The sequence below is a fragment of the Streptomyces sp. NPDC037288 genome (assembly GCF_055603265.1).
The window spans coordinates 48,310-61,066 of record NZ_JBVJVY010000042.1; the positions used below are offsets into that span (position 1 = coordinate 48,310).

10 protein-coding genes and 3 pseudogenes are annotated in these 12,757 nt (G+C 68.9%); 6 read left to right on the forward strand and 7 right to left on the reverse strand.

Going from position 1 to position 12,757, the window contains the following annotated elements:
• Nucleotides 1-22 precede the first annotated feature (22 nt).
• Nucleotides 23-718: an NADPH-dependent F420 reductase gene (locus tag ACZ7GZ_RS34000; protein ID WP_471030207.1), complete on the forward strand. Its 696-nt coding sequence runs from the start codon at nucleotides 23-25 to the stop codon at nucleotides 716-718.
• Between the two features lie 1,047 nt (nucleotides 719-1,765).
• A complete protein-coding gene (locus tag ACZ7GZ_RS34005; RefSeq protein WP_471030208.1) occupies nucleotides 1,766-3,250 on the forward strand; it encodes a protein kinase domain-containing protein in 1,485 nt (494 codons plus the stop codon).
• Between the two features lie 373 nt (nucleotides 3,251-3,623).
• On the opposite strand, the gene ACZ7GZ_RS34010 is transcribed toward ACZ7GZ_RS34005, so the two are convergent.
• The gene (locus ACZ7GZ_RS34010; protein ID WP_471030210.1) at nucleotides 3,624-4,052 is read right to left on the reverse strand and encodes a VOC family protein; all 429 of its coding nucleotides are present in this window, start codon (nucleotides 4,050-4,052) and stop codon (nucleotides 3,624-3,626) included.
• Between the two features lie 248 nt (nucleotides 4,053-4,300).
• On the opposite strand from ACZ7GZ_RS34010, the pseudogene ACZ7GZ_RS34015 reads away from it, so the two are divergent.
• Nucleotides 4,301-4,902: pseudogene (locus ACZ7GZ_RS34015) on the forward strand (transposase); the annotation flags it as partial.
• A gap of 219 nt (nucleotides 4,903-5,121) precedes the next feature.
• Here the strand turns inward: ACZ7GZ_RS34015 and ACZ7GZ_RS34020 are convergent.
• Nucleotides 5,122-5,520 carry a winged helix-turn-helix transcriptional regulator gene (locus tag ACZ7GZ_RS34020; protein WP_471030211.1) on the reverse strand — a complete coding sequence of 133 codons (399 nt, stop codon included), beginning with the start codon at nucleotides 5,518-5,520 and terminating at the stop codon, nucleotides 5,122-5,124.
• A 77-nt stretch (nucleotides 5,521-5,597) separates the two neighbouring features.
• Between ACZ7GZ_RS34020 and ACZ7GZ_RS34025 the strand changes: the two genes are divergently transcribed.
• The gene (locus tag ACZ7GZ_RS34025; protein WP_471030214.1) at nucleotides 5,598-6,644 is read left to right on the forward strand and encodes a zinc-binding dehydrogenase; all 1,047 of its coding nucleotides are present in this window, start codon (nucleotides 5,598-5,600) and stop codon (nucleotides 6,642-6,644) included.
• Here the strand turns inward: ACZ7GZ_RS34025 and ACZ7GZ_RS34030 are convergent.
• The 4 genes and pseudogenes from ACZ7GZ_RS34030 to ACZ7GZ_RS34045 form a co-directional block, all read right to left on the reverse strand.
• Nucleotides 6,537-6,947: pseudogene (locus tag ACZ7GZ_RS34030) on the reverse strand (NF041680 family putative transposase); the annotation flags it as partial. The gene ACZ7GZ_RS34025 and the pseudogene ACZ7GZ_RS34030 overlap by 108 nt on opposite strands.
• 272 nt (nucleotides 6,948-7,219) lie before the next feature.
• A pseudogene (locus tag ACZ7GZ_RS34035) lies at nucleotides 7,220-7,314 on the reverse strand.
• 139 nt (nucleotides 7,315-7,453) lie between these two features.
• Nucleotides 7,454-8,287: a class I SAM-dependent methyltransferase gene (locus ACZ7GZ_RS34040; RefSeq protein ID WP_471030215.1), complete on the reverse strand. Its 834-nt coding sequence runs from the start codon at nucleotides 8,285-8,287 to the stop codon at nucleotides 7,454-7,456.
• Nucleotides 8,288-9,434: 1,147 nt separating this feature from the next.
• Nucleotides 9,435-9,803, reverse strand: coding sequence for a hypothetical protein (locus ACZ7GZ_RS34045; protein ID WP_471030217.1), 369 nt, complete (start codon nucleotides 9,801-9,803; stop codon nucleotides 9,435-9,437).
• A 62-nt stretch (nucleotides 9,804-9,865) separates the two neighbouring features.
• On the opposite strand from ACZ7GZ_RS34045, the gene ACZ7GZ_RS34050 reads away from it, so the two are divergent.
• Both ACZ7GZ_RS34050 and ACZ7GZ_RS34055 read left to right on the forward strand, forming a co-directional pair.
• Nucleotides 9,866-10,327 carry a MarR family winged helix-turn-helix transcriptional regulator gene (locus tag ACZ7GZ_RS34050; protein ID WP_471030218.1) on the forward strand — a complete coding sequence of 154 codons (462 nt, stop codon included), beginning with the start codon at nucleotides 9,866-9,868 and terminating at the stop codon, nucleotides 10,325-10,327.
• A gap of 1,471 nt (nucleotides 10,328-11,798) precedes the next feature.
• Entirely contained in the window at nucleotides 11,799-11,993 is a 195-nt protein-coding gene (locus ACZ7GZ_RS34055) for a hypothetical protein (RefSeq protein ID WP_471030219.1), read from the forward strand.
• Between the two features lie 301 nt (nucleotides 11,994-12,294).
• Here ACZ7GZ_RS34055 and ACZ7GZ_RS34060 read toward each other — a convergent pair whose 3' ends face one another.
• Nucleotides 12,295-12,546, reverse strand: a complete 252-nt coding sequence (locus tag ACZ7GZ_RS34060; RefSeq protein WP_471030221.1) for a hypothetical protein — start codon at nucleotides 12,544-12,546, stop codon at nucleotides 12,295-12,297.
• Nucleotides 12,547-12,757 lie beyond the last annotated feature (211 nt).

The window sequence follows — 12,757 nt, forward strand, 5'->3', positions numbered from 1 at the left end:
CGGCTCGCCTAGCGTCCGGGGCATGACATTCCACGACGCGAACAGGAGCAGGACGATGCGCATCGGCATTCTCGGCACGGGCGCCATGGCGGAGGCACTGGGCGGGGCCTGGGTACGGGCCGGGCACGAGGTCATGGTGGGCGGCCGGAACGTCGCTTCCGCCGCCGCTACGGCCGCCCGCATCGGGGCCGCCGCGCACGGCGGCCCCGCCGAGGCGGCGCGGTACGGCCAGGCCGTACTTCTTGCCGTCCCCGCCGATGTCGCACCGCAGGTGGCCGGGGAACTGGCGGCGGACCTCGCCGGACGGACCGTCCTCGACTGCACAGTGCCGATGCGGCCCTCCAGCGACGGCGGCCCGGTCCTCTCCACTGCCGGAGGTACGGACTCGGCCGCCCTGCGCATCGCCGCGGCCGCGCCCTTCGCCCGTGTAGCCAAGGTGTTCGGCATCTGCCACGAGAGCATCTGGGCCCTGCCACAACCGGCTTTCGAGGGTGCTCCGCTGGCGGTGCCCTACTGCACGGATGCCCCGCCCGCTGACGCTGTGACGAGGCAGTTGATCACGTCGATGGGCTGCACCCCGCTGCCGTGTGGCGGTCTGGAGCGGGCGGCGCTCCTGGAGGCTGCAGCGGTCTTCGCCATCGGCGTGTGGTGGTCCGGCAGCGAAGTCCGCCACGCTTTCCCGGCCCCAGCCCTGGCCCCCGGAGCCGTCGACGACTAGGGGTGGGCGTGTCCGTGCTTGGGCCGTCTGAGCAGCGACGAAGTGTACTGATCACGCTGCGACCGCCGACACCTGCGGCGTTGACAGATCAAGCACACCATCCTCGAACGCTGTGACCGACGGCCTCACCGCCAATGGCGTGGTAACAGCGGCGGCAGGCCCACCGGCCCTGATTCGGCGCCCTATGCCCACACGAACACCGTCCATTCCGGCAGGCAGCCCCCGGGTGAGCCGTCCGGGGGCCGATGACGCCTCTTCTGCGCGCGGCAGTCGAAGGGAAGAGGTGTCGACGGTGGGGGCGGAGCCGGTCAGGCCGGGGCGGGCCGCAGGGCGGCGAGTGAGGACCGCGGGCCGTTTCCACCGTTCACAGGTGCTCCCAGTCGACTTCGGGGTCGAGGCAACGGCCGCGTCGACGGACGCCGTGGTGCGGAGCGCGGTGTGGAGGGCCCCGGCGCGGCTGGTGCCGAAGCGGACCTCGGTCGACTGCGGTGGGCGGATGCGTCCGAGCCGCACCATGTGGTCGAAGTGTCTTTACCGGCCGCTGCTCAGACCGCGTCGCTGTGGAGTGGGAGGACTCGTCGCGGTCGTGTCAGGGACGCGAGGGTGGTGCAGCTCTGGCCACTCGGGCGGGGATCCGTGGTCGACTCTCGTTCTCATCGGCGTGGCCGCGCAGGCCGGGCGGAGTACGGCGTCGAGTTCGGACTCGATGTTGGTGGTGCCTCACTGGCCGGGGGAGGTCAGCGCCCGGCTGGCGTCGACGTTCTGGGAGTGGCCGAGACCATATGGGGGTCGGCATTCGAAGGCCGCCTGGGTGGGTGCGCGTCGAGCTTCGGGCTTCGGCACCGCGGTCCTGCTGCACGGCGCGACCTCCTGATCATCGGCCGGAACCGTCTGGTCCCGGTCCCTGAGCCCCTGAGCCCCTGGGCACGTGGGTTCGGCACGGGGGCGCGCCCCTGCTCTACGACCTGCCGGGATGCGGCGGTGGCGATGGGCCCGTCGAGGTCGCGCCGTAAGCTGCGTCGGGTTTCTGATTCACGGGAGGCGTGGGTGGGGCGGGAAATGGTCCTCAGTGGCCGGTACGAGCTGGTCGAGAAGCTCGGACAGGGCGGTATGGGAACGGTGCATCGCGGGGTGGACCGGCAGCTGCGCCGTACCGTCGCAGTCAAGCTGCTCTCCTCCGAGTTGGCCCACGATCCGCAGTCGCGAGCCCGGTTCCGGCGCGAGGCGCACGCGGCCGCCGCGCTGAACCATCCGGCGGTGGCCACCATTCACGATGTCGGCGAGGAACCGCACCCGGATGGGCCGCGGCCCTACCTGGTCATGGAGTACGTGCAAGGCGTCACCCTCGCCGAGGCCCTGCGTGGCGGCCCACTGCCCGTCGCCGAGGCGATCGATGCGGCATGTGCGGTACTGGACGCGCTGCGGCACAGCCACGAACGCGGCATCGTGCACAGGGACATCAAGCCCTCGAACATCATGCTCACCGGGCCCGACACCGTGAAGGTCCTCGACTTCGGCATCGCCAAGGCGTTCACCGAGGCCGCCACCCGTATCACTGGCAGCGGTGCGGCGGTTGGCACTCCCGCCTACCTTTCTCCCGAGCAGATCAACGGGGCGGAGGTCGATCATCGGGCCGATCTCTACGCGATGGGGTGTCTGCTGCACGAACTGCTCACCGGGCACCCCCCGTTCCGTGGCGAATCGGCCTTCGCCGTCATGCACCGGCATCTGTTCGCCGAACCCGAGCCCGTCTCCCTGTTCCGGCCGCACATACCGCCGGCGGTGGAGGCGGTGATTCTGCGCGCACTGCGCAAGGACCCGGCGGAACGGTTCGCCGATGCGGGACAGATGCGCGCGGCCCTCACCGACGCCCTGACACAGACCTCCGTGCCGACCGCCCGGGACAGCGCGCCGCGGCCCCCGGTGACGCAGTCCGGCGGCCGGACCGCCTCCCGGAACAAGGTCCGTGTCTCGCTGCGCCCTTCGGTCGACCGCGCTCTGGCCCTGCTCGGATGTCTGCTGTCGGTGCTGTGCGCACATGGCCACCTGGTGGACACCGCTCACTTCGGCCGGGTCGCCATCGCGGCCGGCGTGTTGGGAGTGGTGACACTGCCGTGGTCGACACGCCTGTCGTGCGCGGTGAGCTGGGGTCCGGTGGCCGAGGCCGTGGCGGTCAACTCCGAACTGCGGCGCGCCGACGTCGGCTGGAGCCATTCGTACGTCGCCATCGCTGCCCTGCTGGCGCTGGCCGCGGCCTGCCTTTTCGTCGGTGCGCTGGGTAGCCGGGAGCGTGGTGCCGGCTCACTGGTTGCTTTTTGGTTCAGTGCCACGGCGTCGGCCTGGTACTTCCTCGACGACCTGCACAAGCTCTTCGTCTTCTACCTGCTGCTGATGCTGGTGGCGATGGCCACAGCGTCGTGGGAAGCCGTCGCCCTCGTGCGGCGCCGGGCCGGGGACGGGCGGGCAGCGCCGGAAGGGCCGTCCGCCGGCGTGGCGCCGCCTGGCCGCCGGCTCACGGGCACGTTGCCCTGAAACCTCAGATGATGACGAGGGCATCGAACGGCCCGCTCTCGGCGAACGCGGATGGGACTCGGGGCTGCTCAGGCAGAACTCACCGAGGACGGGCGCATCGCGGTCTGCGTATCATGCACGGCACCGTCCACATGCGAATGGTCTTGAACCTGAGAGCGGTCCCTCCTCGCGGCCAGAGGGGGAGCGCGCACGCCTCAGCGGTGGTGCGAGAACCGTGCTTGCTTTCGGGCGGTGTCTCTTCGATCAGCCGGCTCGCCGTCATCGGCATGTGTTCATCGCCCGCGCCGCCGAGCGGCTCACTCCTCTTACCTGGGCCGGGTAAGACGAGAGCCGCTCGGCGGGAGGACAGGCGGGGCCGCTGCTCAGCGTCCTGCTAGGGGCGGACGTAGGGCCGGGTCATGATCTCCATGTTGTGGCCGTCCGGGTCGTCGAAGTAGGCGCCGCGACCGCCGAACAGACGGTTGATCTGGCCGGGTTCGGTGTGGCTGGGGTCGGCGTAGTAGGTGGCCCCGACCGCCTCCAAACGGGTGATCATGGCATCGAACTGCGCGTCGGGCACGAGAAAGGCGTAGTGCTGCGACTGGATCGGCTCGTCGCGCTTCTCGTAATAGTCGAGCGTCACGCCGTTGCCGAGGTCGACGGGCAGGAACGGCCCGAACGGGGCGCCGACCTTGAGGCCCAGGATCGCGGCGATGAACTCGGCGGACAGGTGCCGGTCGCTGGCGTAGATGGCGGTGTGGTTCAGCTGGACGGCGGCCGCCGGCAGCTCGGATTTGTGCGGGTACTGCTGGTCATGGGACATCAGTGATGCGTCTCCGGTCTTGCGGTCTGCTGGAACGGGGCGCCGCGCGCGGGCGCCGGGAGCAAAGATGCGGAGAAGGGGGGCGGGCCTCTTGCCCGCCTCGCGCTCACGCCGAGGCCGGGAACCTCACTCGTGCATGGCCCATGGCCGACCCGGCAGTCACGTGACTGACCTTAGTGACCAGTGCGGGGTGAGGCAACGCCGTTTCCTGGCTGTGCTCCGCCGCAGGCCGAGTCGCTGCCGGAATCGGCCTGGCTCATGTGCCGGCACTGACCGGGAAAGAAGTCGCCCACCCCGAGGAGGCCGAGCCGCACCGGCCCGACTACGGAGGCCTCGGACCACCGGCCCTGCCCCGTTGCCGGACCCCGCCGCGAGCCCTGTTCCAGCAGGTAGCCCAGATCACCACGGACAGGGTCGCCGAGGTGACCTGGCGGCAGGGCAGCAAAGGGCGGATGACCTCACGGTTCGCCGTACTCACCATGCGTCCGGCGGGCGAGCAGTCCCTGGCCGCCGCCCAGGAGGCAGGAGGCAGGAGGCAGGCACTACCGACGGGACGGCGTCCTGCCCGCTTACACCGTGCTGGTGGAATGGCCAGCCGGGCAGGACGCTCCAACCGGTTACTGGATCTCGAACCTTCCCGCCACCACGCCCCGTCGAGGAACTCGTCCGGTGGGCGAAGAAGCGCTGGCGGATCGAACATGGCTACCGTGAACTCAAACACGGACTGGGCCTGGAGCACTTCGAGGGTCGCACCTGGCGCGGCTGACACCATCACGTCACCCTCGTCACCGCCGCCCAGGCCTTCCTCACCCTGCGGCGGCTCGACCCAAACGCAGACACGTCGGCCTGACTCTCTACCAGGTCCTCGACGTTCTTCAGGAGCTGTTGAGGTGCTGGACCGGCACCCGCGCCATCTGCGGCCGACCCCCGCCGACCAGCAGAAGCAGAACCTGGCGAAGCGCTTCTAGGACCTGTCCGGGCGATCATGCAGGTCTCGTGACGTGGATGGCTGGCCCATCCCCCCGCCGGCTGTTGCGGATTCGTAGAAGCGCGAGCCGTCCGGGCCCGTTCAGGCGGAGTCGGGTCTCTGCTCTGCCGCGGTGTCATAAGCGGCGCGCGCCTCGGCGATGGCGGACCGATGCCGCTCGGCCCAGCTCACCAGTCCGGTCAGCGAAGCGTGGAGTTCCTGGGCCATGGGTGTGAGGCTGTACTCGACCTTGGGCGGCACGGTCGGATACACGGTGCGAACGAGCAGTCCGTCCCGCTCCAGCCTGCGCAGGTTGAGGGTGAGCATCCGTCGGCTGATGCCTTTGATAGCGCGTTCCAGTTCGGTGAAGCGGACGGGGCCGTGGGCGGCGGCGATCAGGATGCCGATGCTCCACTTGCCCGCCACGCGGTCGAGCACCTCGGTGACCGGGCAGGCTTCGTCCCTCAGCGCTTGTGTAACACGGGTGTGACTGCGTGACATGAAAGTGCCTCCTTCCGATGACCAGCAAGGTTATCGATGATGACTGTTGTTACAAGTCGTGAACCTAGGGGGAAGAGATGTCTGTTCATGCACTCGTCGTCGATCCGTCCGCATCCGCGGCCGTCCGCCTCGCCGAGGTGCCCGACCCCGTGCCCGGGCCGGGCCAGGTCCTGGTGGACGTCTCCCACGCCTCGTTGAACTACGGCGACCTCAACGACGCCCGCTCCGGGCGGATCCCGGTTGGTGCGGTGCTCGGTTCGGACGCCGCCGGAGTGGTCATCCAGGCCGCAGCCGACGGAACCGGCCCGGCGGTGGGCACCCCAGTGGTGGGCATGACCTCGGGGGCGTTCGCCGAGCGCGTCGCGATCGACGTGGCTGCGCTCGCCGAGGTGCCGAAGAGCTTGGACCTGGCGCAGGCGGTGGCGCTGCCGGTCGCCGGAGTCGCGGCACTGCGCTCGCTGCGGGCCGCCGGGCTCGGACCGGACAAGAGGGTATTGGTCACCGGGGCCTCCGGCGGCGTCGGACGGTTCGCCGTCCAGCTGGCGGCGCGGGCCGGTGCCCACGTGATCGCGTCCGTGGGCTCGGCTGCTCGCGGGGAGGGGCTGGCCGAGGCCGGTGCCGACGAAGTGCTGATCGGACTGGAGGGACTCCAGCGACCGGTCGACGCGGTCATCGACAGCGTCGGCGGCCCTCAACTGGTCGCGGCATGGAACCTGCTCACTCCGGGGGGCAGCGTGCAGAGCGTCGGCTGGACATCCGGGGAGCCGGCGGTCTTTCCGCCATATGCGACCGTCGGTCCGGCCAAGTCGCTGACCTCCTTCGTCATCGAAGGCGATGTCGGCGCGGACCTGGCCGTTCTCATCGAGCTGGCCGCTGAGGGGGCCCTCACCGTCGAGATCGGCTGGCAAGGACCCTGGTACCGCTTCGACGAGGCCGCCGAGGCCCTCCGTGGACGCCGTGTCTCCGGCAAAGCGGTCTTGGCAGTGGCATCCGGTGACCTGCATGCCCCGGTACCTTCTCCGCAGGACCAGGTCCGGCCGGACGATCACGTGCGGAGCCACGTCATAGCGGGTCGGGGGACGGCGATTCTTGGAGCCAGGCGCCCTGCCGAGCCCGGCTGTTGAGGGATTCGGTGCACGGGCAGGACAGACAAGGTGCGGGCGGAGGTTCCGAAACCCCGGGCGGACGCGGGCCGGGGTGAACCGTGCGGGCTCGGCCGGCCTCTGCCAGGGGCGGCGGAGATCCGCCGCGGCTTCGCGGGTGAGCCGGAGCCGGGTGCGGGCGGCGATCACGAGCCACGTCCAGCGGTCTCCGGCCTCGGGGGTGCGGATCTTCGGCCGGGTCCACCCCAGGCTCTGCTTCATCAGCCGGAAGGTGTGTTCCAGGTCGAAACGCCGCAGGAACGCCTGCCAGCGCATGTCGACGTCCTCCTACGACGACACCACCGTCACCGACGTCGCGAAGGTCACCTTCCACCACATGGTCGCCCTCGCCGAAGCCTGGCGCTGCGGCGCCGACCAAGGCTTCTGGTGCACGTACGCCAGGACTGCACCCACATCAAGTCGCTCTGGAAGCCGACCACCACCGACAGGGAGCAGGCAGCGCTGTTCTCGATGCTCGATACCTGCACCGACTGACCCGCTGTGGACATCGCCCCCGCTCACCGGACAGGCCCCGGTGAGCGCGGTGCTGCATGGGGCGGAGAGGGCAGGATGCGAACCTGCGTGGACCCCAGAAGGGCCCGACCTTGAGGCGTGCTCGCTGGTCCCCGATCAATGACTCCGGGACCTCTCCGCGTTCCCGGCGCCAGCGGTGTCCCGGGCCGTTCACGTGAAGCGGAGTGACAGGGGTAGCTGACAGGCGGCTGATATGTCCCCGATGGGGTTCGCTGAGGTTGACGTCCACGACGTTCAGACCGGCCGCGCCGCGTGTGTCACGGCGTGCCGTCGGCCGGTGTGGACGGCAGTGGGGTGTGCGGCGGGCGGCGGCCCCAGGCGGAGACGGTCATCTGGGGGATGTCGATGAACGCCGGGTCCTGCAGCAGTTCGGTGAACTCGCCGAGGTCCGCCTCGGTGACGAGGCCGCCGGCCAGGAGGGCGGGGGCGGTTCGCTGGATGAGCGGACGCCAGCGGTCCTTGTCGAGTCCCCCCATGCAGCCGAGGTTCCCGGCGTAGGTCACCTCGGTCAGTGCGTTACGTGCGAGCAGCGCGGGCAGTCTGCGTGCCCAGGTCATGTCGGCGCCGTGCTGCCGGCAGGTGTGCTGGTAGGCGGTGAGGAGGCGCTGGACCAGCGGGAAGGGCGAGTCGGTGGGCGGCAGGTCGTAGGGTTCTTCGACGACGAGCCAGCCACCGGGGGAGAGCCAGCCGGCGGCCCGGGCGATCATCTCGTCCCGGTCGGGAAGGTGGCAGAACAGGTAGCGGGCGTGGATGAGGTCGAAGGTGCCGGGCGCGTAGTCGTGCCGTGTGATGTCGGCTTCCTGGATCTCCAGGTTGGCGGCCCGGCCGGCCTCGAGATGGCGGGTGTCGAGGTCGACGGCGACCACGCGGCCGTCCGGGCAGCGGGCGGCGAGCCAGTAGGCGATGGAGCCGGCGCCCGCGCCCAGTTCCAGGCAGTTCCAGGACGCCTGGACGGGAAGGCCGTCGATGATGTTTGTGGTGAACGTGTCCACGCTGCGCTGTATGGACTCCAGGCGGTCGCGTTCGCGCGGGTCGTCGTTGCCGAGCATGCCGGTGTTGTAGGGAGTGGTGGCGGCTTGGCGTTGTGTCACGGGTTTCGCCTGTTCGTGGGAGGAGTGGTTGGGGCGGCGGTCGCCGGCACGTGCCGGCCGGTGTGGTCCGGCGTGACGGCGGCGCGCGAGAGCGAGGACGGCTTGGGGTGTGGCGTTTGCCCTCGCGGAGGCGTTCTTTCCGAAGGAACAGGCGCTCGGCCGGGCGGTCGGCCGAGCGCCTGTCGGAACTCATGTTACGAATCAGTCGAGTTGCCTGACGGCCGGGTTGTCGCCGGTCGCACCGGCATCGGCGGGGGGGGGCAGGCGGTGTTGTAGATGCGGGGCCCACGAGTGGGGGGCGGTGTTGGTGGCGGTGCCGAGAGAGACGGGGGGTGCCGAGGACGGCGATGGTGCCCGGCTTCACCGGACCGAGATGGTCACGGGCATGGCGACAACTGAGGCGGTGCCGGCTGCACTCGCAGAGCTCCGCGAGGATCCCGACACCGGCCAGTGGCTGTCGGATGAGACCGTCATTGGCCTGGTCATCCGTGCTCTCCAGTGCCCTCGGTTCCAGGCCGTCGTCGTCAGTACAAACTCCGAAGGGGCCGAGGAGCCCCGGCTCCCCGGCGCCCAGCAGCCCCGCGCCGGTCAATGTCCTAGGTCCCAAGATCGATGGCTGAGCTTCTCAGGTGGGATTAAGCGGGGGTGACGCCGGTTCCGGCGTATAGCTCGGGCTCAAGCGAGAGGACGGTGACCGGGTCGCCGGCCTTGGCGGCCTGCCATGCGATCGCGGCCGGGTGTGTCACGGCCCGCGGGGCGCCCGGCCAGGCGATGGCGTCCCGGGCATGATCAGTGGTGAACGGCGCGCTTTCGGCGAAGCGCGGTACCGCGGCGTGCGCGCCGGCCCCGGGAACCCGCGGTCGGCGGCTAGGACGGACAGCGAGGGATCAGGACCCGGCCGGTGCCTCGCGAGGCCTCGATGTACAGCCCGGTGAAAAAGGCGTCCGCCTGTCAGAGGGCGGCCACAGCCTGGCGCGCCTCGCGCCTGTCGCGCTTGGTCGACTCGAAGCACGCGTACGCAGCCGGCTCAAACGGCTCCGGTATCGCCCCAATGTCCTCGACGACTTCATCACGGAGACCGGGCTCTTTCCCGATCTCTCACCGCAGCCGCCCTGAAAGCTGGCTTGAGATGCAGGCCGATGAGCGTTCAGTGCATGTGGAACCACCATGCCGACGCGAGGTGAAGAACACCGAGGAGGCCGGCGGAGATGGCCATGCCCCTGTTGCGCTGCTGTACGCCGATCGCGGAGTCACCGGTCTGGGCCAGGCCGGCGATGGCGAGAACGGGGGCGACGGCAGACCGGTCGCCCATGGCGAACAGGGCCAGGGTGACGGTCGCGAGGGGGATCGCCCGGGCTCCATAGGCGTTCGCGTAGAGATGTGTGCCCCCGTTGACAGCCATGCCCTTGGGCAGGGCGAGGCCAGGCCTGATCATTCCGGCGATGCAGAAGCCAGCCGAGGTGAGGGAGGCGAGGCAGTTGGCCGCAATAAGGATGGCCTGGGCGGTGAAGTTCACAGTTATGTCACCCCGTGAATCATTCTTAACGTGAATGGTTTTGGAAAGCTATCATTCTCAGCATGAGTGATGTCAATGGGGCGACGGCCGGCGATACCTCGGGTCTGACCTCGACTGTGGTGTTCAGGCTCGGCACTCTCGGCACGGAGGTCACCGACCGGTTCGCACGGGAGATCGAGGGGCTGGGCCTCAAACCAAAGCATGTCGGTCTGATGGCTGCGCTCCGCCGTGCTGCCGTGGCGTCCCAGCAGGAACTGGCCATGCGGATGGGGGTTGCGCCCAGCCTGATGGTGTCGCTGGCCGACTACCTGGAGGGTCTCGGTGCGGTTCAGCGGGTCCGGGATCCGCAGGACCGCCGACGGCAGGTACTGACACTCACCGAGGAGGGGCAAGGCCTGCTGGACCGCTGCACGTCCATGGCGCGGGCCCTGGACGAGGAGTTCGTGGCCGGGCTGACGGAGGAGCAACGCAAGGCGCTGGACGAGGCTCTGCGCATGATGGCGAACCGTGCCGGCCTTCCGTAGAGGACCAGGGAAACGGGACGGCCCCTCGCTCATCGGTCGTGAGTGAGGGGCCGTTACTGTCTTTGGCGCTTCGAGGTGGCGGATGTCATCGGACTCTTGCTCGGCCTCCCGCCGCCGTCACCCTGAAGCGCCGAAATCGGTAGCGCTGGCACCGCGTCGTCGAACTCCCGGGGGTGCCGCCGAGTCGCTTGCCCGCGGCCAGGTCGCCAGCGCGCGCCCACGACCTCGCCCAGGAACTACGCCTACAGCGCGCGGCCCTCAGGTGGCGCATCGGCACTCCACGCGCCCTATGTGATCACAGTCACACAAGCTGTCTGAAGAAACCTTGTCGGTGCGGTTCCCTGCCGAGGCCGAGTAGAGAGTCTTACCCCAGGAGGAAGTCACTTCGGATGAGTACCGTGCCAAAGCCTGCACAAGGCGTCTCGGGTAGCAGTCTTCGGCCAGCTGCACCCTCTGATCTGGTGGTCTCCTACTTTCCGCGAGGAACATCGAGTGACGAAACATCTTCATCATCGGCGTCCGAAAGCCCATCTCGACCTCACCGTGGGGGTCGAACCCGACGGCTCACTATCGAGGAGGCTGTTCGAGAGGCAACCGACGAAGGTGAAGGCGTGCGACCTCGGAGCCCATACTCGCCACTTGGCACACGCGTTGGCTGCTCGCCACGCAGCCCTTCTGGGAAGGGAGGAGCTCGTCGACGACTTCACCATCCACGTGATCGGGCGACGCGGAGCCCAGTGGCGTGAGGCCGTCTCCACCGCCCTCCTGGGCACCTGGGCCGACCCTCTCCAGCATGGCGGAACCCTCGGAATTGAGGCCCATGCCGCTCGACGATGGCTTGTCCCTCTACGATCTCCTCGCCAGCCGACCGGACCCCCGGCTCCTCGTAGCCGAAGCCCCGTTAGGAGACCCTCGGCTCGGCGCGGTACTGCGCGTTTTGCGTCCCGACGAGCAGGCTGTAGCTCTGGCATGGGCCTACAAGGGAGTTGCCACATGGGTGGACGCCGCAGCATGTGCTGGTAGTGACGCTCCAGAGGCCTTCGGCGAGCACGTGCGCCGCAAGGTCCGGCGCCTAGTCACCCAGTTTCGCAGCCGCCAACGGGACATCGACAAGGCCAACCGCGCACATACAGCGGCTTCATCGACCAGCCCGCGGCCGAGCACGGACCGCCTGTCTAGCCCTGCGTGCCGAGCTCTTAGCTGCGGCCCGCCGCCTTCCAGAACAGCTGAAGCTCAGCTCCTCGACGGCTGCAACTGGAGCCAGTAGGCGCCGAGCCGGGCGACAGGAGTCCAGGTTCCTGGGCGACTCCCCGCCTCAAGGGCGATGGCATCCAGACCGTGATACTCGGCGCCACCTGCCTGTACTAGCTGCTCTTGGCCGTATGGCTCGGAAGCCACCACAGCTCATAGCAAGTCAGCGCCGGCCCAGGGTTCGTGCCTCGGCGAATACGGGCTGGTCAATCCCTAGTACGTGCCCGACGACTGGAAGGAAACCGTCTACGTGGTGCTTAGTCTGCGCTTCCAGACCGGTAGGTTTCTCGAAGAGTCCCGGGTCGGCGGGTTGAGCCTGTCACAGCTGTCGGTGGGCTTCGTACGACTGCCCATGCACGCGGTGCTCAGCGCGGGCTTCAGCGATTTCCGCCTCGGTCACCTGCTCAGCGGTTAGCGCTCGCATCCCCCTGTGGCGGAGCATCCACATGGCGACGGCCTCCTGGACGCCAGCAGGGAGCAGGGGGGTGCCGATGCCCCGCTCATTGCGTCGATCGCGCGGTGCCGGCCAAGGCGAGCAGACTTCGGTCAGCGCGGAATAGAGCTGGTCATAGCCCGGGGAGCGCTCCTTTTCGCCTCGCTCGATCAGGAGCTGTTCCTTGCGGCGCCGGTGGTATGGGACGTCGGGGTGCGAAATGGCCAACGATTGCACGGGCGTTCTCGCTGCGCAGGACGGCGCTGCTGCTGGTGGCCTGTGCTCAGGTCCGCCATACGCGGCGCGCCTGGGCATCGGATACGACGGTGTCGTTGATCAGCCGCATGTGCAGGACCACGCGGATCAGCGTGTGGTGGGCGACACGCGGGAGTGGTGAGCGTTGCCGGGCTTTGAGCAGCTCGGTGGAGAGTCGGTGCTGCTCAGCCGAGTACAGCCTCGCATCGCTGCCGCGCCGGGTGGGTTTACGGAACGTCGGTGCACCGAGCAGACCGACCTCTGTCCAGTCCGTGATCACCGCCGGACTGGCCTTCGTGCGCGGGCCAGCGTGACGGACGATGCCCCGCGCGCGGATCCGCAGGAGTGCTCATAGATCATTTCGATAGGGCTTCTTAGTAGGACTCCGTTAGGTCTGTCTTGATCTTGGTGTTGTGTGTGTCCTGCTGGGCAGGGGTTGGTGGCAGGTGGTGCAGATGCCGGTCCAGCACCTCAAGACGTCTTGGAGGGCG